This window comes from Halomarina rubra (genome assembly GCF_023699475.1).
In the GTDB taxonomy this organism is placed as follows: domain Archaea; phylum Halobacteriota; class Halobacteria; order Halobacteriales; family Haloarculaceae; genus Halomarina; species Halomarina rubra.
This window is the reverse complement of record NZ_JALXFV010000011.1, coordinates 1-17,958: the sequence shown is the minus strand read 5'-3', so window position 1 is coordinate 17,958 and position 17,958 is coordinate 1. Positions and strand designations below refer to the sequence as shown.

Here is a 17,958-nt window from a genome sequence, read left to right as displayed (position 1 = left end):
CCTAGCACTTTGGTTACGTCCTCTTTACTGACATATTCCTGACAGTATGCGGCGGGTACTGATGGCTCCGGGTCGGGTCGTCTCTAGTATGACAACCGAGGGGCTGGTGAGCGCGGTCATCCCGACGTACAACCGGTCGGGCTACGTCGGCGGGGCCATCGACAGCGTCCTCGCCCAGACGTACGACGACTGTGAGGTCGTCGTCGTGAACGACGGGTCGACCGACGACACCCGCGCGGTGCTGGCCGAGTACGAATCCGACGACCGAGTCCGTGTTCTCCACAACGAGACGAACCGTGGCATCCCCGCGACGATGAACCGGGGCGTCGAGGCCGCCCGCGGCGAGTTCGTCGGCGTCTTCGGCGACGACGACCGCTGGCGACCGACGAAGGTCGAACGTCAACTCGACGCACTCGCCGTCCGCAGCGACGACTACTGTGGGGCGTACACGGCCGGCGTCATCACCGACGAACGGACCGGCGGTGTCGTCGAGCGCGTCGCGACCGGCGTCGAGGGGAGCGTGTTCCCGGACGTGCTCCTCCGAATGCAGGTGTTGCCCCACTCTAGCCAACTCCTGCGCACCGAGTGCGTCCGTGCCGTCGGCGGGTTCGACACCGACTTCTCGGTCGCCTGTGACTGGGACCTGACCGTCAGACTGGCCAAACGCTGGAAGTTCGCGTACGTCCCCGAGACGCTGACCGAACGACTCCACCACGGCGACAACGTCACCGGGACGCCCGGGTACGACGTCCGTGCCCGCGAGCGTATCGGCGAGAAGTACCGCACGGACATCGAGGCGGCAGGCATCGCCGAGCAGTTCGACGCCGCGGCCGCCCGCGAGCGAGGACTGGCGGCGGTGGAGACCGGCCGAGTCCGACGCGCGGTCGGCGAGTTCGTCACCGCCGCTCGCCTCGACCCGACGCCGAACCACCTCGCGCTCGCGGCACTCTCACCGTTCGGCACCCGCGGTCTGTCGGCGGCCCGGTGCGTCCGTGACGGTGTTCGCCCGGCCTAACGGCCGAATTCACATCACACCCCTGCAGAACGACTGTTGCTCTCGACTGCCGGCTTAGGCGTACAGCGAGTGACGACGGTCCGGGCGTCCGGACGCCGTGTCGCCATCGCGCTCGTCGAGTTGGCGATAGATGGCATCCAGTCGGTCGCCCTCACGCTCCCAGTTGTAGGCCTTCTCGGCGGCTTCCCGCGCGTTCTCGCCGAGACGGCTGCGCCGGGTGTCGTCCGAGGCAAGGTCGGCCAATCGCTCAGCGACCGCGTCGTGATCACCCGCGGGGACGACTACACCACAGTCCGCGTCTTCGACGACGCGTGCGAGCGTGGGCACGTCGCTGACGAGGACAGGTTTGCGCGAGGCCATGTACTGGAACAGCTTGTGTGGCACCGTCGTCGCGGTGTGGGGGTTGTGGGCGTGAGGGACCGCACAGACGTTGCTGGCGGCAACGTAGCGGGGCACGTCGGCGAGGTCGACCCAGCCGGTGAACGTGATGCGGTCGGCGACACCGGTCGCGGCCGCCCGCTCGCGGAGCGCCTCGTCGTAGGCGTCCTCGCCGGCCGCTCCGACCAGCAGGAGGCGAGCGTTCGGCACCCGCTCGACGAGCGCGGGCATCGCGTCGATGAGCGACTCCAGGCCACGATGTGGGCCGAAGCTGCCGACGTAGCTCACGACGAACTCGCCGTCGTAGCCCTCGACAGGGGCGGCCGACGTGTCGTAGGCGTCGAGGTCGACTGTGTTCGAGACGACGCTCACCGACTCGGGGTCGGCCCCGCAGTCCTCGACGTAGTGAACACGCCCCTCGGGCGTCGTCGCGAGCACGTGGTCGGCCCGCCGGACGCAGTCGCGTTCGAGGCGTCTGAGCCGCCGGTACGGCGTGAAGACGGTCTGGACCGTCCGGCGCGGGCGGGCCATCCCCATGCGCCACTGGCGGGCGGCCTCGGGGTAGTTCTCGTGGAGGTCGGCGACCAGCGAGAGGCCGTGGGCGTCGGCGACCGACTGGGCGGTGCGGACCAGCGGCAGATCGTGGACGTGCAGCGCGTCGACCTCCGTTTCGCGGACGAACCGGTCGATCTCCTGTTTCCAGATGACGTCCGTCAGCGTCAGCAGGAATCGGACGGTCTTGACGGTCCGATACGGCCCGTTGTAGCGCTCCCGACGTGGGATGCGGTGAACGGAGATACCCTCCACTCGCTCGCGCTGTGGCTCGCTCGCGCGGCCGTCGTCGTCCTCCCGAGCGAGGCAGAGCAACGACACCTCGTACCCCGCGGCGACCAGCGACCGTGCTTCCTTCTCGACGCGGATATCGTGCGGGAACGCCCCCCTGAGTACCATCCCGACGTGCATGACTGCTATCGTGTCAACCACGTTTCGTTCGGGGTTTGCTATAGCGTCGCTACCGCTCCACCCATCAGAGTAGTAACTGTTTACGACTCGGATAACCGATTTTCAAATCCAGTAGTCTGTCTGTAGCAAGGGTGTTGGCCCGTGAACGTACGCTATGGAACGCATGGGGGAGGAGTCGACCCGTGTTCGTTGAACTCGGGGTCGCGTTGCTCGTCGCTGCCGCCGTCCCGTACCTGTTGTTCGCCGTGCTGTACGGCTGGCACCGACCCAGGGGGTCGCCTATCGAGAAGGAGGCGTACGAGCCCACGGTCAGTATCGTCCTGCCGACGTACAACGAGGCGGGTATCGTCGAACGGAAACTGGCGGACGTCGCCGCGCTCGACTACCCAACCGAGAAGCTTGAACTGATCGTCGTCGACGCGAGCGACGACCGCACCCCCGACCTCGTCGAGTCGTACTTCGACGACGACGGCCCGACCGTTCGGGTCATCCGCGAGGAGTCCCGCCAGGGACTCGCCATCGCGCTCAACGAGGGGTACGCAGCCGCGAGCAACGACGTCATCGTCAAGACCGACTGCGACTCGAAGGTCGCTCCAGACGCCCTTCGCGAGGCGATGGCGAACTTCGCCGACCCCGACGTCGGCGCGGTCACCGGCCGCACCGCCGAGGTACTGGGTGGCAGCGAGGTCGAGTCGGACTACCGCGGGATACAGGCACACATCCAGACGCTGGAGTCACACCTCGACTCGACGTTTATCTTCCACGGGCCGTTCTCGGCGTTCCGCCGCGAACTCGTGGTCCCCGTCGACGCCGACTCGCTGGCCGACGACTCCGAACTCGCCCTCCGCATCCGGCGTAACGGCCACCGCGTCGTGTTCGATCCCGACGTGCGCTACTCCGAGGCCGCCCACTCGGGGTTCCGACAGCGCCGTACCCAGAAAGACCGCCGTGCGATGGGGCTGATTCGCCTGCTGACCCGCCAGGTGGACGCGCTCGGTCGTCACGGTCGCTACGGCCGTGCTGTGTTGCCGTTCAACTGGCTGTTCATGCTCGTCGGCCCGTGGCTCCTCGCCGCCGGGTTGGCGACGCTCACGCTCGGGGCGCTCCTCTCGTTCGGCGTCTCCGGGGCGGCACTGCCGCTCGCGCTCGCGGGGTTCGTCGCCGTCGGGTCGCGCGACGCGCTCGGGCCGCTCCAGCCGTTCTACGCGCTGTTCGACACCCAGGTGTCGCTGCTCCACGCCGCGCTCGCCCTCCAGTTCACGGCCGCCGACGGCCAGTGGGAACCGGAGGCCGAACTGCGCGAAGCGTTCGACTAGACGTACTCAGCCCGCTGGTTGTCGGTCAACCAGTCCTCCATACTCGCCCATTCCGATCGCTCCTTGGGGGAGGGGACTCCGCTTTATCGTTCACTTGAAGACGCCCCTCTCAAGCCTTGTCGAACCGTGGTTTCTCTTTTGTGAGTTTAGGATGCGACCAGAGTTACCCCACAAATTCAAACTATAGCTCCACTGTGGGGTAACTCCGATTCAGCGACCAAATGTGGCTTGGTGGCAAGACTCTCCGGCACAATCGGCGAAGGCTCTCGATTCAAGGAAATCGGAGAACAGCGATTCAGTCGTCGGCGGGGAGGGCGCCGCTCGTGTCTGAACTATCGTCCTGGTGACTCTCGAGCGACTCGATTGAAATCGAGCTCGCATCGCGATAGTAGTAGCTCGTCGAGCCATCGAAGACAGCGTACAGACGCCGGTCAGAATCGTGCATCACACGCCGGTCGGAGTCGATTGCGAGGTCGACGAGGTCAGTGAGCGACGAGAGATGGACAACGCGGTCGGCAGCGAGATCGACTTCCGAGAGTTGTGCCTCGGAAATCCACTCGCGATGGCGGTCGTGGAGCAACTCGGCGCGAGCAGCCGTTGGCTCGAATGCGTTCTGCTGGGTCATGATGAACGCTGCGCCAGCGAACGAACAGAGTCCAAGCAGGGTGAGCCCTCCGAGGAGCACGGGACTCACCGGTGTTGCTTGCTCGACCGTTACGGGCGTCGTGTGTGTCTTCTCGGTCGATAGCGCGCCCAGTGTGTAACCACGCCCCTCGAACGTCAGTTGGGAACTTGCGATCTGTGACCCCTCGTACGCACCCATGTCATACGTGAGATTCAGCTGAATCAGTGCTTGGGCGCGCCCGGCCCCACTGAACTCTGCTTGAATCTCATCGAGGCGCTGTTGGACTGCCGAGGCGTTGAGCGTCGTGTTCGTCGTCACGCCCTCGCTGTTCGTGACGTTATCCTGAGCCAGCGTCTCCGAGCGTTCCCATACTGTCTTGTCGCCATTCTCGACTCGGTAGACGAGTTCGAGACGCTGGTCGATGGTTGCAGCGGTATCTGCTGCTGACGTCGCAGACAGCGTCAGATTCGGCGAGGCCTCAACCAGATACATCTCCTCGTTTTCGAGCTGCGTGCCCTGCTCCCAGACCGTGCTATTCCCGGTGACGACCGCACTGGTGTTGACCGTCGCGCCAACCTGCTGTGGGTTGCGCTGTTCGGTTACCGCTGTCGTCCCTGGTGTGAGCAATAATACGCCAACACTCGTGAGCGAGAGTATACCGATGATGACGAGCACTGCTGCCACCTCCCGGTCATAATCGGCGAGCAGGAGTCTGAGTTTGGTAAGGCCGGGTATCATTTATGTTCCGATTTGAGACGTTTCCTGGTGGTTGTTTGACGATGTCCTGTTAAATATGCCGGTTGTCGTAACCTGTTTCTCAGCAATTCGGGTTCCCCGGGTTGTTGTCGCACTGTGGTGGCTCTTGGGTCGTGGACCCTGGGACATTGTTGACGTTGTTGTACACCTCGACCGTTCGTGTCATCGAGGCGCTCACTCCTTCCCCTTCTACCGAGATTGAGTAATTGAGTGTCCCTTTGCTGTCTGCCTTTACTTCAACGTTTTTCGACCCCTCTGCAGAGATTTGGAATGGTTCGCCGCTATTTACTGGGGTATCGTTCACGAACAACTGTGCGGTGATCCCGTCCGGTGAAGACGTGGTCACGGTCACTGTGACATCGCTCCCGACGCTATTTTCGATATCCACGAGCGGTCGGGATGGGTCATTTTTCTTTGATGTGACGAGAGCTGTGCTTCGATTGAGTCCGACTATTCCATCAATATCATCAACGACGTTGACGCTTGCTTGCCTATCTAAGGATGCTGCACTGAATGATACGGACGGAAACGCTGTGAGTATGCTGACAAGGAAGACGAGGAGCAAGACGAGTCCCACACGCCGTGATCGACCACGTCGTCGTCGCCGACTCATAGGAACCCTCGCGCTTTCTCAACCCATCGCGGCGTGACCGAGCGCATGCGTGCCTCGCCATCGAAGAACAGACTGTACACAGCGAACAGCGGGCCGAACGCCACCAACAACACGACCACACGCGCGAGGTACGGACTGACGCCGTGCAGTGTCTCGAGCCACGCCCCCGGCAATACTGCTGGGTATGGCGCAACCCGCACTGACGGTTCGTACGTCCCCACCTCTTGGGGTGGTATCTCCAGTATCATCGTCGTTGTCGCACCCTCTGTCTCTTGTGAGACGACCGTTGCACCGCTTGCATCGGTCACCATCGTCGTCAACGGCAGGTGCGCTGTCGTGACGCTAATCTCTCGCTCGACGGTCTCACCTGCGGGTATCGAGTATCGCTGGGTTGGCTCACCCTCTTCGACAGTGTAGGTCGCGGGGTGGACGCTCGTCGCGAACACCATCACGAGCAGTGAGGCGACAATCAACCCCAGGAACATCGGACGGGCGAGCTCGCCGAACGTGTACACATCCCGGAGTCTTGTGGACGTCTCACTGCCGAGTAGATCCCACGCGAAGAGTGCCGCCACAACCCCGAACGCGAGGAGTTTGTGCGCCCCGATGAACCCGACCACAGGGCCAAGCATCGGGATGACGAGTGGGCCGCCACCGAGTGTGAGAACCCGGCCGACGATGGCCGACTCTGTGACGACTGGAGTGCCAGCTGCCTGGTCAGTCGATGGATTCGCATCGCCCTTCGTGATGAACCCGCTGTCTGTCTGCTCAACAGCGCGATGGGTCACATAGCCGCGGTCCTCGCTGTGGAAGGTGACGATGTCACCTTCGGAGATGGGGCCCTCGATGACGAGATAGCCGTCTCCTTGTGAGAGCGTGGGTTCCATGCTCCCCGACGTCACGTACGAGAGGTGCAGTGGACCGAACGCTATCACCGCAAAGGCGAGTACCGCGATTAGCAGGGCGATACGACGGAGCATCTATATGTCTGGTTATGCGGAAATGCTGAGCGTACCGCTTAGGTCCGAAGCGCTGTTTGGTGTGTCAACCGAGATAATTACGTGGTACGTCACTCCAGAACCCATCGTCAGATCAAGTCCACTGCTCTCTTCGGTAAACTGGTCCACTTTGGCCCCCGAGTCGTCGTAGACGGTAAAGACGAGATTGTTGACGCTGTTACCATCATCATTGGTCAGACTGTAGTCCGCGGTTAGTGTTTTCTGCACACCTGCGTCATTTGTGATGCTAAACGCTTCCGAGTCTCCGGTGTCGAAAGTAGTGTCGCTACCAAGACTACCGTAATCGAATGTGGCCTTATTGTTCAGGTTGGTGAGGTCGATGCTAAGTTTGCCGCCTGTATTCGAAACTCCATCAACACCACCGGGGGTGAGACCAATCACACCATTCGAGTCACCCACGACTTGGATGTTCGCTGTCCGGTCAACTGTCGCACTGGAATATGCCGAAGCGCCCACGACCGATGCAGAAAGCATCAGTGCCGCCGCTAATACCGCGAATTTGAGTGTACGTGCCATTTTAAACTCCCTCGCACCTACCGTACGACTCATCACATATAAGTTTATTTGTACATTCATTACAGACTGTCTTACCGGTAATAGAATAACGTTCAAATTTGACAGTCGGGTATGCGAGAATTTATCAGAGCGGGTACTGCCACTCTGTCTGTCCGTACGTCTCTCTCATGGCTGATTTCGACTCGGCACCACCCGACAGTACCCCCGGGTTGTCTTCCGGTTCTATCGTCTTCGCTTCATACTCCAAATGGCCCCAAAATGTGTCGCCTTTGACCCGGTTTAAATATCCCGTGCGTTGTCCAAAGTGGAAATAACGATACATAGCGGCTCTGAGCGCGAAAATTTGTGACAGCAACGGTTTCTCACCGACAGAACACACGACCCACCGATTCGATCACGGCCAGCACCTGTGGAGCAACGTGCCATCGCGAGAGAAAAGCACCCGGTCACTGTGTATTGTCACACCCGATCAGGAAAGCAACAGCTCATGCTCGTCTCACATTCTAGTGATCAACTGACCCTCCATGAATACACGCCATACACTGATCAAACGCGCTCGCTCATGCGCACACACATGGTCAGCCACACGATAGTCTTGTACAATTCATGAATAACTCCGCCCGCTCATCCACGAGGCAATCTGCGAAACTCATCTCCCAGTGAACACGATCACCGCGCAGATTTCCACACATGCACACAATCCCCGGTAGATGCCCTGTGAATAGCGTTTGTGCGAAATTGGACGGGGTTGAGTCTCCCCTGTTGTGGCCACCTGCATGTTGGCGTTCCGACGCGAATCTGAACGGGCTGAATTCGGGCGTTTCACGCCGTTTCAATTCCGCAGCGACCACCGATTGGCCACCACGAAAAATCCCCAAAACCGCACGACGGAACCCATGTGTGCAAACGCAATCCAGCGATCTGAGCACCGATTTCACACTCGACGTCGGTTCACTCACAAGGGCCAATTCGCTCGAATTCAGGGCTGTAGAGCGCTCTGGGGTGTGGATAGTGGTTCGTGATACGTGTCTTTGAATCGCCCAGCGACTCGATTTGAACACGCCAAAATCGCTATACGGAACGCATGTGTGGAATCTTCGACCGGTGAGTTGTCATATCTTGTTCGCACATCGAGCGTACGCGGTGATTGCGACGAGGGGTTATATGGTCTCTATGGGGTTTGAGACGGCAGAATGTTGGCGATGAGGTGGTGTGAGATACCTGTCGAAATCAATTCAGTAACCGAGGCGATTGCGCACCAATCTACAGTGGTCATGTACAAACTCCATTGTAGGGTCTTCTACCGGGGATTGAGTGCATGTGTGGAATTTCGTTCTACCGGGCTATCATTATCTGATAAGGTGTTTCTGATTGGCCACTTTCCAGCATTGCAAATTTTTGGACATCGTGTGGTCGCTGGTCGTGTCGTCTGTGTCAATGTGGGCGATGCTTTCGGAGATGATGAAATCACTTGATCCCCCTCGTTCCAAGTGTATTTGTTGTCAGGTTCTTCTGGTCGACGTCGTGGGCGACTGCGTGATTCCGACCTCGTCATTTGGGTGACTGCCACCTGGTCGTGTCACCGTATGAGAGCACGTTTCCGTTGTATAGGTCGCCAAGGAGTGGTTGACGGCCCCTCGACACCGCTCTCCGAAAACGGTGGTGACGTTGGGGGGACCTCCCTCGCGGATGTATATCTCTCGAATTCGAACTCCTTGATCGCTCTGTAGCCATTTGCGAAATTCGATGGCCACCCTCTAGAGGGGTTCGATTAGCGCGTCGGCTTCTTTTCCAGCAGTATAACGATTGCCGCTCAATCGCTGCCAAGCGTGTGTTCCCGCTGTACGGTCCGACTCGGAGACATCGTTGAAGTCTGGGTTGCCCGGTTACCTATTGTTGAGGGTTTGCGTGTGTTTCCGTTGTATGAGCCTAGGTCAAGCCCGGTAGGGGGACCACCTTCGCGGATGTAAGTTACTCTTTTCTAGCGTCTCAGCATGAGCTGATAGGATATTCGCTAAACGAGGGTGATCTCACTCGCGAATCTATTACACAGTTTGTGCTGTCTAATGGTATGCGCAAAAGCCGGGGCCCAAGGAGGAGGGACACCTCCTTCGCGGATGTATATCGGTCGATACCGGGCGGCTCAACCCATGAAGTCGCCACGGGGGTTGACAGCCACCATCCCGTGGAATCGCAGATGTGAGAGTACGTCCCACATTTCTCCCCCTTTGAGGTTCAACGGATGAGCCTACTTACCCCCCGTTTTCGAGTTGTATTGAGCATGGTCGTACTGAGAATCCACCCTCTACTCGGCTCGTGAATGCTGCTGCCAGCACTCACTGCATGTGACTTACAACCCGATAAAGGAGGGTCAAAGACGGACGTCTAAGATTACTCCTCTAAGGGAACGTTCTGCTCACAGCTTAGAGGATATCAAGCAGAACAAATCAACGGGGGGAGGGGGTCGTCCAGTCAGCATCCCACGACTGAACTCGTGGGATTGTCAGTGGACAGTTCGTCCGGTGGCGCAAAACACGCCCTCTGGGCTGAGCGTCCCTGACTTCAGGGCCAGCTGACGGGTGGCCCGACCAGCCGAACGCGTTGGGCCCGGCTGGCCATGTTCTTCGTCGAGATTTTCCGCGAACCACTGTAGCGCGATGTTCCGGGCTGCATTGTAATCGGCGTGTAGTGACAGCCCGCACTTCACGCACATGAATTGCTTCCCTGCGCGATTCGCGTCTGTACATGACTCACACTCGCTGTTTGAGCAGCGTTGACTGGTGTAGCGTGGATTCACCGTGTCGGCTTTGATGCCTTGGAGTTCCAGTTTGTCTGCCGCATACGTCTGGATGCGCTTGAACAGCCACTGCTGAAATTTCGGCGCATTTGAAATACGCTTCTGGATGCGCGTGAGGTCCTCAAAGACCACATGAGTACACCGCGCTCGCACAGCGTCGTCGACGATTCCGTTCGCACAATCGTGGGCGTACGCGTCGAAGGAGCGCCGCTCCCGGCCACTCATCTTATGGAACGTCAGGTGAGCCGACCGTGTCCCGGTTTGTTGGAGGCCTGCACGAACGTGTTCGAACTGCTTCCGGCGGTCGTTCAACTCGTCGGCATTCCCATGAAAGCCTGCGACACTGGTCACTACTGAGTGGCCGTTTACATTGAGATCCACGCCGAGAAGTCTAATTCCCGTTTGCGTGTCTGAATCTGTGTCGCCTTTGGCTGATTGTGTCGCCCATATGGGGTGGATAAGTCGCGATCGCGTACATACTGCGTGCAGCCAGAAGCGTTCACCATCGAATACCAGTTTCGAGGTGCCAAACGACCATTTTGAGCTGAGGACGTACTGTTCGTACGGTGTCCCCTGAAGTTCACGTGGCAGGATGTAGCGACACTCAACGCGCTTGGTCACGGTGGCCAACGACACCCTGTCTTGGTGGAAAGTCGCAGCGCGTTTGTCGTAGGTGATTGCATACGAACCGTCGTTCCGGTGGTCAGGATATGTCGGCTGGCCCACTCGGTCGCCCGCTCGCCAGTTGCTCTTGGCCGAGCCCATATTACTGATTACGTCCTTTATCGCCTTCTGGATGAGATTCGCTTGCAACCCCTCGGTCTCCGCGCGCAACTGGTGGTAGAGTGCCTTCTCCGCAGTTCGATACGTACTGACGATATCCGCTGGGCGCTTTGGATCGCCCCAGCAGAAGTCGCTCGCTCGTTGCTGGCAGTACGCGACACGTATTCTGGTTGCATGCAGATCGGCGACACGGTCTGTGGGGACGTCGAGGGGAATCACCACGGTCCGATTCACTCCGTCGTCACCCATACGCTGAGCACGATGGGACGGATGTTAACCGCAATCCACAAAGTGAAAGTAAACGTCTGTGCGGGGCCGCCAGCAACCAATCAAGTGGTGCGTGTATCGGCCATCTTTAGCCTCCTCCCACGGCTGTACTCGTGTGTGTCTATCTCGAATATGCGGGTTTCACCGGACGGGTCGCCCCAGAGCTTTCTGTATTGCTCGAAGATGGCTTCCGTTGTAATCGATATCAGAGCTAATGGTCTGACAAGTGAGGCTCTGGTGGTTCGTGCTCTACGCGCTATTCCCTAACTCGCCGTATACCTGAGCATATTCACTGACTTAGTCAATCTCATCGAGATGCTCATCGAAGCGCTCGGTCTGTTCTTCAACGCCGATGTGCTGATAGGCGGCGTGTGTCGTCGAGAGGTCTTTGTGCCGTGCCAAATCTTGAGCATCTCCGCGATCACGCCGATACACTTCGCCGATGATGCCACGACGAGCGCCATGGAGTTGGAGATAGCCTGCTCCATCATCCACTTCGATACCTGCCTCAGCAGTCAGCCGCTTCAACACACTGCGAGCACCCTCGGTGGTGAGCGCTGGCGGTGCGATATCTCGCTCACGAAGCAGCGCATCGATTCCTCCTGCCTCCTCAGCCAACGTGGCCACATCAACATCGCCCAGTTCCGCACGAACGGCGGCATACTTCGAGGGAGCGTGATCCGTGGGGAAGACGGGCCACTCCTCGCTTGCCGGACGCTGAACGGCTCGCCAGCGCTCGATACCCATTGCGGCTTTCGAAGGCAGGGCAATCGGCCCGAGATGCTGGTCTTTTCCGAGCACACGGAGCGTATTGCGCTCTAAATCTACGTCTGACCAGCGAATGCCCTGTCGACCCTCGCGGTCGTCTTTGGGGTGACGCAGGACCTCTGCACCCCGCACCGCAGAGTACGCGAGCACACGCACGAGCGCCCGGTCACGTGCTTCTGTGGTCGCGCCAAAGCCTTTCTCGTCGATGGCCTCGATTGCTCGTCGATCTACGAAGGCGACGAGGCGGCGTCGTTGGTCGGTGCTCCAGAACTGCTGGTCAGTCCGTGAGGACTCATCAGCGGGCAACGCCTCCTGGGCGGCGTTGGTCAGCGCTGGATTCGTGGGCAGGCGACCATCGCGAACACAGTACGTCAAAAACCCCGAAAGATACGAGAAATACGCGTTCGCGGTCGAGCCGGCAATCCCCCCCGCTGTAACACGGTCATCGAGGCGTTCGGCATACCGCCGAATGATGAGCGTCCCATCATCACCAGCGAGGTCCTCGAGGTCACGCCCGCGTGCACGCATCCATCCCACGAATCGCCGTAACTCCGAACTTGCGGCATCGACGTACGCCCCTGTAGGCTGGCCCTTCTCGTCGAAGCCTGTGGATTTTGAGCGAAGATAGCGATCGACTGCCGTCTGGAGGGCCTCGCTTGTCTGCCCCGCGGGGTCGCTCGACACTCCCGACCTGTTCTCGTCCATTACTCACTTCCGATGGAGTCAATCCTCAAAACCACTTGGTTGTGTTCACTCTCGAGTATGGGGATCCACGATGCATCAGCAGTCAAAAAGCCGATGAGAATCGAAAAGTTGCTACGGGTTAGTCACGGCGGCCAGCGAGCAGTGCGATTGCCGCGAAGAGCGCAGCTGCCGTGAGCACACTTAGGCCAGTGAAACCAGGTCCAAACCCAGAGGAGCCGGTTGCGTCCGTCTTCGTGAACTGGGCCTGGTCGTCGTTCATTGCATCGTCCCCACCTTGGGTTGGCGTCAGGCCCGAGGTCGATGTCGATGGTGGCGTGGTCGTCACAGTCGGCTCTTCGTCTGGTGTCTCAGTTGGCGTCTCAGTCGTGGGCGTTTCGGTCGTCGGCTGGGACGTCGACTCGTTTGTCGACTGGCTCGGCTCTGAAGCAGGCTTCTCAACGACGACAGCCACAGTCGAGTACTGTGACATCTCGACTGCGTACGTTGCCCCCGACCGGGTCGCGCTCAGCGACTCCCACTCGGTGCCGTACCCGTAGAGGGTCACGTCCGAAATCGATGCGTCATCGGGCAGCGCTGCTTCATCAATTGTGAAGTGAACGGTCGCAGTCTCCAGTGAATTCACGTTCACGCCCTGTCGGTCCACCGAAACGTAGCTGACGACGCTGCCGGTATCGAGTGCAGCTGCATGCGACGGTCCAGTGGCCGAAGCGTTCACCTGCATCTCGAACGCCTCATCACGTGCAGCCATTTCAACGTCGAGGTGCTCGATGGTCACCTGCTGGGTTGCAAGTGCGTCGTCGAACTCTGCGGTGAACTTTGTCTCTGCGGTCGCATTCTCGACAGCGACGGTTGTACCATTGGTAGTCGAGGTGACCGTCATTGTGAACGGTGACACGGGCTCGTCTTCCTCGCTATCTGTCGGCATTGGGGCGGGAGACATTCCACCAGGTGCCGGCGTTCCACCACCGACGTCACCGGTGTCACCATCGGTCCCACCAGTGTTGTCGTCGCCGCCAGTGTCTGCGGTGTCGACGGTGAGCTCGACCGTCTTCGTTGCTTCATTCCCGTCCTCGTCGACGAGCACCACGGTCAGTGTCGAGGTCGACCCATCAGTAAGCCCCGTGGCGTTGAATTCGACGCTGTCGTCGTCGATTGTCGTCTCGTTCGTGACGTCCTGGCCATCGAACGAGACGGTCACACCGCTCGTATTGAAGTCTCCGTTGGGATCGCTCACGTTGAGCAGGGCGGTTGCCTCAGTGGTCCCTACAGGCAACAGACCATCAGAGAGTGCTGGCGTAATCTGGATGTCGGTAATCTGCGGAGCGTCGGGATTCGGCCGCTCGACGGTCACGGTTGTGGTCAACTGCTCGCCAACGGTCACCGCGTACTCACCGGCCTCCGTAATCGTGTGTTCGAACGTCACCGTCTCACTGGTGCCGCCGGCGACGGCGACCGTCTTGGTGTCGATGATCTCTCCATCGATCACTAACGGTACGGTCATCGTCCCATCGATGTCACCAGTGTTCTCGATGGTCGTCTCGACGACGAGCGCTTCGTCGGTCAGAACCGTTGTCTCAGCGACCAAGTAGGTCGTCTCGAGGGTCGCTGGCTTGTATGCAGTGACCGTCGTGCCACCGAGGTCGTTGACTGTCACCGTGTGTTTTCCGCGCGTCAGATTCAGTGTGAACGCGACAGTCTTGGACTGCCCACCGCCGAGCGTCACCGCTTGACTGTCCTGTGTTGTACCATCAACGGCGATGGCGACAGTGGCCGACCCTTCGACATCGCCTGTGTTCTCGACCGTCGCGGTGACGGTCATCGACTCGTTGGTCAGCAGCTCCGTCTCCGAGACGGTGTAGGTCGTCTCGAGCGATGCTGGGGTGAGAACGGTGAATACAGCTGCAGCCGATGTGTCTTCGTTCCCTGCTGCGTCGACGGTCGTCAGCGTGAGCGACCACTCGCCTGCCTGCGACGGGGTAAGCGTCGTCACCGACTCTTTGGTTTTGATCGACTTGGTCGACCCATCGGGTGCGGTCAGCTCCCAGCGGTACTCGACGATGTCGACGTTGTCGCTGGCTGCGCTTGCGTCGAGGTCGATGCTGTTGCCGAGTTCAACAGGTGCGCCATCGATTTGGAACTGCGTCGTGGGGGCCGTCTGGTCGCTGACGGTGACCTCCGTCTGCGCATAGCCGATTGGGTCCGTTCCGTTGAGGACGGTGAGGGCTACCGTGTAGGTTCCAGTTTGCTGGTATGCGTGCGTGGTGGTGGTGGCTGTGGTCGTCGCATCGACGACGCCATCGCCATCGAAGTCCCACTTGTATGCCGTTGCGAGGTCGCTGTCGTTCATCTCGACATCGAACGTCACCGACTCACCAAGGCCGGCATTGGCCGTCGAAGCCGTAAGCGTCGGGACGGTCGTCCGATCGACCGTGAACGTAACCTCCTGGTCACCGGTCACCGTGACGTTCTGCATCTGTACATCGGTGGTGAAGCCCTCCTGTGGCGGATACACCGAAACCGTAACGTCACCGGTGAGTTCGAGGCCGGTGTAGTTGCGGTCGACCTCGTAGGCGTACCCGTCTTCGTGTGTTCGGAGCAGCGAGCTGACCGACCCAGCTGGCGACACGTTGGTCGGCTGGAGATAGACGTAGCTGCCGTTCACTGGGTTGCCATACTGGTCGATGACACGAATGTCGAGGACACCGCTCGCGTTGGGGATGGTGTTGAGCATGAACGCCTCACCGGAAACATCGACCTCCGCAAATTCATAGAGGTCTGTAATCCCGTCGCGTGGGGCCAGGTCCCTGTTTTCGTCTGCCTGGTAGAACGTGAGACTGTAGTTCCCCTCGGCGTCAAGCGTCTTCTCGAACGACCCATCATCGTTGATGGGGGCGACATCGAAGGCCTCGACGTCGATTCCCGAGAAAATCACCGAACCGCTGACGGTCTCGCCTGTCTCATCTGCCAGCGCCCCGCTGACGATGTTCTTCGATTCAAGCGTGATCGTGATGCTCGTGTCGTTGGTTACCGTGAGGTGTCGCTGGTAATCCAGATTCTTGTACTTCTCGGGCGTGTAGACATCGACGACGACCGACCCGTTCACCTCGATGCCTGCCGTCGACGCTCCATCTGGTCGCAACATCCCACTCCGGTCGGTCTGGAAGGTCAACCACGAGTATGTGTTCGTACTCTCGTTGTCATCCAGAACAGAGACGGAGACGTCTTGGATCGGGGTTCCAGCCTCATCAACAACGGTCACATCAAGCACGTGGCCGGTTGGAACCGTCGTCGGTGAAACGGTCGTCCCAGTCTGTGATACCGAGGCATTCGCGAACGTGTGCAGGTCAGCAAGCCCGTCTCGCTTTCCAATGTGGTGTTCTGTCTCGTCATACTGCGCCGCAAAGACGGAGTACGACATGTTTTGATCGACAGGAATCGAGTACGCACCGGTCGAATCCGGTTCGGCGCTGAACATTGCCGAGTCGCTTAGCGGAGTCGCGTAGACCGAGTAGTCCGTTGCTGGAGTCCCGTCTGGACGGGTAATCGTCCCATCGATGCTCACCGGTCGTTCTAACTCCAGCATGACGTCGGTCGCGTTGCTGAGGACGAACGATGTCGATGTCCGCAGATAGCCGGTATCGCTGTCTGGTTTTGCAGTTACCGTGAGTTCGCCGCTGGCCTCAATGCCGGGCACGCTTGCTTGCTGGGCGATGAATTGACCGTCCACCTGGGTCGTCCCATAGATGAGGGTATCCCGACCGTCGTGATGCTGCCCAACGACGATGTCGACTCCCGAAACTGGCTTTCCATCCGTATTGATGACCGTGACGTTCAGGTCATGGCCCTGTGGGAGATGGGTCGTCTCGATGTCGGTCGTCCCAGCTCCAGTCTGGACGGTTCCCAGTGAGTAGACGTCCGGAACGTCGTCGTTCGGGTACGCACCCGCCGTGATATTCTGACTAAATTTGGCGTCGTACACAGCGTAGGGCGTGACCTCGACGGTGAACCCACCCGTGGTGTTGAGCCCCGTATTGTGATAGCGTGGTCCGAAGAGTGTGACGTGTCCATTGCTGACCGACTCGTTCGCAACGTCGACAACGCGGCCGGTCAGTTCTGCAGTCGGTGAGAGGTTGATCGTCTTGTTCATCGACTCGCCGATATACACCTGCAGGCGCTGGTTTTGTAGCTTGGATCCTTCTGGCGTTTTGATGTACATATCGAGGGTTCCATTCACCTCGAGGCCTGGCTGGCTGGCGGTCTCTAAGAGCACCTCACCATCTGCAGTCGTCGTCCCAACGACGAACGCCGACTTCCCGTCGCGTTGCCGAAACTGGACTTCAGCCCCAGCAACCGGCATGCCAGTTCCATCAGCAACGGTGAGGTTCAGGACGTTCCCTTCCGGGAGCATCCCTTTACCGAGAGGAACGGAATCCGTCCCGACGGAAATAGATCCGTACGCATAGAAGTCAACACGTCCATCGTCGGGATAGCCGGTCTTGGCGGTGCCCTGTTTGAAGCTGATATGGTACGTCTCGTTCGGTGAGACGGTAGTACTGAACGCTCCCGAGGCATTCAGGGGCATCTCGTAGACGTCTCCTGTTGTACTTTTAAGGACGACGCGTGAGTCCGCTGCAGGGGTGCCGTCTGGGTAGACGAGCGCCCCTGAAACCGTTGGGTCTGGTGTGGTGGTCGGCTGTGTGAGCGTGACGTTGAGCGTCGTATCTGCGGTTATCTTCGTCGTGTTCTCGACTGGTGTGAGCGTCCCATCGTCCGGCTTGATCTGGTAGTTGATCACCCCCAAGACGTCTGCGGTCACGACGCCGTTAGCGTTCGTGCTGTACGGGCGGCCGGTCCTCTTTGCGTGCGAGAGGCTGATGGACCCGCTGACAGGGCCCCCGCTCTCATCGACGAGACGGACTGTGAGGTTGTGCGCTACCGGAAGCTTCTGTGGTCCAATGTCGGTGTCGCTGGTGAAGCTGTAACCTCCCAACCCATAGATGTCAGGAACGTCATCAGACGTCTCGTTGGACTGAACGTAGCTAACTGTGTAGGTCGTATTCGGCGTGATTGAGGCGTTGAACGTGCCATCAGCAGCGACCGGCGCTGTAGAACTCCCATCCGGCGTGTTGAAGATTAGGACGCCACTGACGTCGCCCCCTGAGTCTGCCTGAACCGTCCCTGTGACTGAGACGGTCGATGTTTCTGCTGTCGATTGGAGCGGAAGACCGGAGACACCGGCTATCGCACTCGACAGCAAAATTAGCGCTGAAAGAATGAGCGCGAATTTCCTTTGAGTAGCCATGTGAGACTGCGAGAATTTATCTATAAAAAGTATAACGAATAATATTTTCACAAAATATTAAAACTATTATAATTGAACTATTACTGAGTTCAAGCATCGTCGGTACAACTCGATTGGTGATACTACTCTGGAATG

10 protein-coding genes are annotated in these 17,958 nt (G+C 59.3%); 2 read left to right on the top strand and 8 right to left on the bottom strand.

Annotated features, from left to right (window positions below; all coding sequences use genetic code 11):
* The first annotated feature begins 88 nt into the window (after positions 1–88).
* Positions 89–1,015 (top strand): glycosyltransferase family 2 protein, encoded by a 927-nt coding sequence (locus M1L36_RS20690; RefSeq protein WP_250875656.1) that lies wholly within the window; start codon positions 89–91, stop codon positions 1,013–1,015.
* 54 nt (positions 1,016–1,069) lie between these two features.
* On the opposite strand, the gene M1L36_RS20685 is transcribed toward M1L36_RS20690, so the two are convergent.
* Positions 1,070–2,356, bottom strand: a complete 1,287-nt coding sequence (locus tag M1L36_RS20685) for a glycosyltransferase family 4 protein (protein WP_250875655.1) — start codon at positions 2,354–2,356, stop codon at positions 1,070–1,072.
* A gap of 182 nt (positions 2,357–2,538) precedes the next feature.
* Here M1L36_RS20685 and M1L36_RS20680 point away from each other — a divergent pair, with 182 nt between their 5' ends.
* Positions 2,539–3,672 carry a glycosyltransferase gene (locus M1L36_RS20680; protein WP_250875654.1) on the top strand — a complete coding sequence of 378 codons (1,134 nt, stop codon included), beginning with the start codon at positions 2,539–2,541 and terminating at the stop codon, positions 3,670–3,672.
* A 295-nt stretch (positions 3,673–3,967) separates the two neighbouring features.
* Here the strand turns inward: M1L36_RS20680 and M1L36_RS20675 are convergent, their stop codons facing one another.
* The 7 genes from M1L36_RS20675 to M1L36_RS20645 all read right to left on the bottom strand — a co-directional run bounded on the left by M1L36_RS20675 (position 3,968) and on the right by M1L36_RS20645 (position 17,823).
* Entirely contained in the window at positions 3,968–5,035 is a 1,068-nt protein-coding gene (locus M1L36_RS20675; protein ID WP_250875653.1) for a DUF5305 family protein, read from the bottom strand.
* 79 nt (positions 5,036–5,114) lie between these two features.
* Complete coding sequence (locus M1L36_RS20670; RefSeq protein ID WP_250875652.1) at positions 5,115–5,630, bottom strand: hypothetical protein; 516 nt, start codon at positions 5,628–5,630, stop codon at positions 5,115–5,117.
* A gap of 32 nt (positions 5,631–5,662) precedes the next feature.
* Positions 5,663–6,646, bottom strand: coding sequence for a signal peptidase I (locus M1L36_RS20665; protein ID WP_250875651.1), 984 nt, complete (start codon positions 6,644–6,646; stop codon positions 5,663–5,665).
* Between the two features lie 12 nt (positions 6,647–6,658).
* Positions 6,659–7,201, bottom strand: coding sequence for a hypothetical protein (locus M1L36_RS20660; RefSeq protein ID WP_250875650.1), 543 nt, complete (start codon positions 7,199–7,201; stop codon positions 6,659–6,661).
* 2,503 nt (positions 7,202–9,704) lie between these two features.
* Positions 9,705–11,030, bottom strand: a complete 1,326-nt coding sequence (locus M1L36_RS20655) for an RNA-guided endonuclease InsQ/TnpB family protein (protein ID WP_250875649.1) — start codon at positions 11,028–11,030, stop codon at positions 9,705–9,707.
* 315 nt (positions 11,031–11,345) lie between these two features.
* The gene (locus M1L36_RS20650) at positions 11,346–12,521 is read right to left on the bottom strand and encodes a tyrosine-type recombinase/integrase (protein WP_250875648.1); all 1,176 of its coding nucleotides are present in this window, start codon (positions 12,519–12,521) and stop codon (positions 11,346–11,348) included.
* Between the two features lie 118 nt (positions 12,522–12,639).
* Positions 12,640–17,823, bottom strand: coding sequence for a PKD domain-containing protein (locus tag M1L36_RS20645; protein ID WP_250875647.1), 5,184 nt, complete (start codon positions 17,821–17,823; stop codon positions 12,640–12,642).
* Positions 17,824–17,958 lie beyond the last annotated feature (135 nt).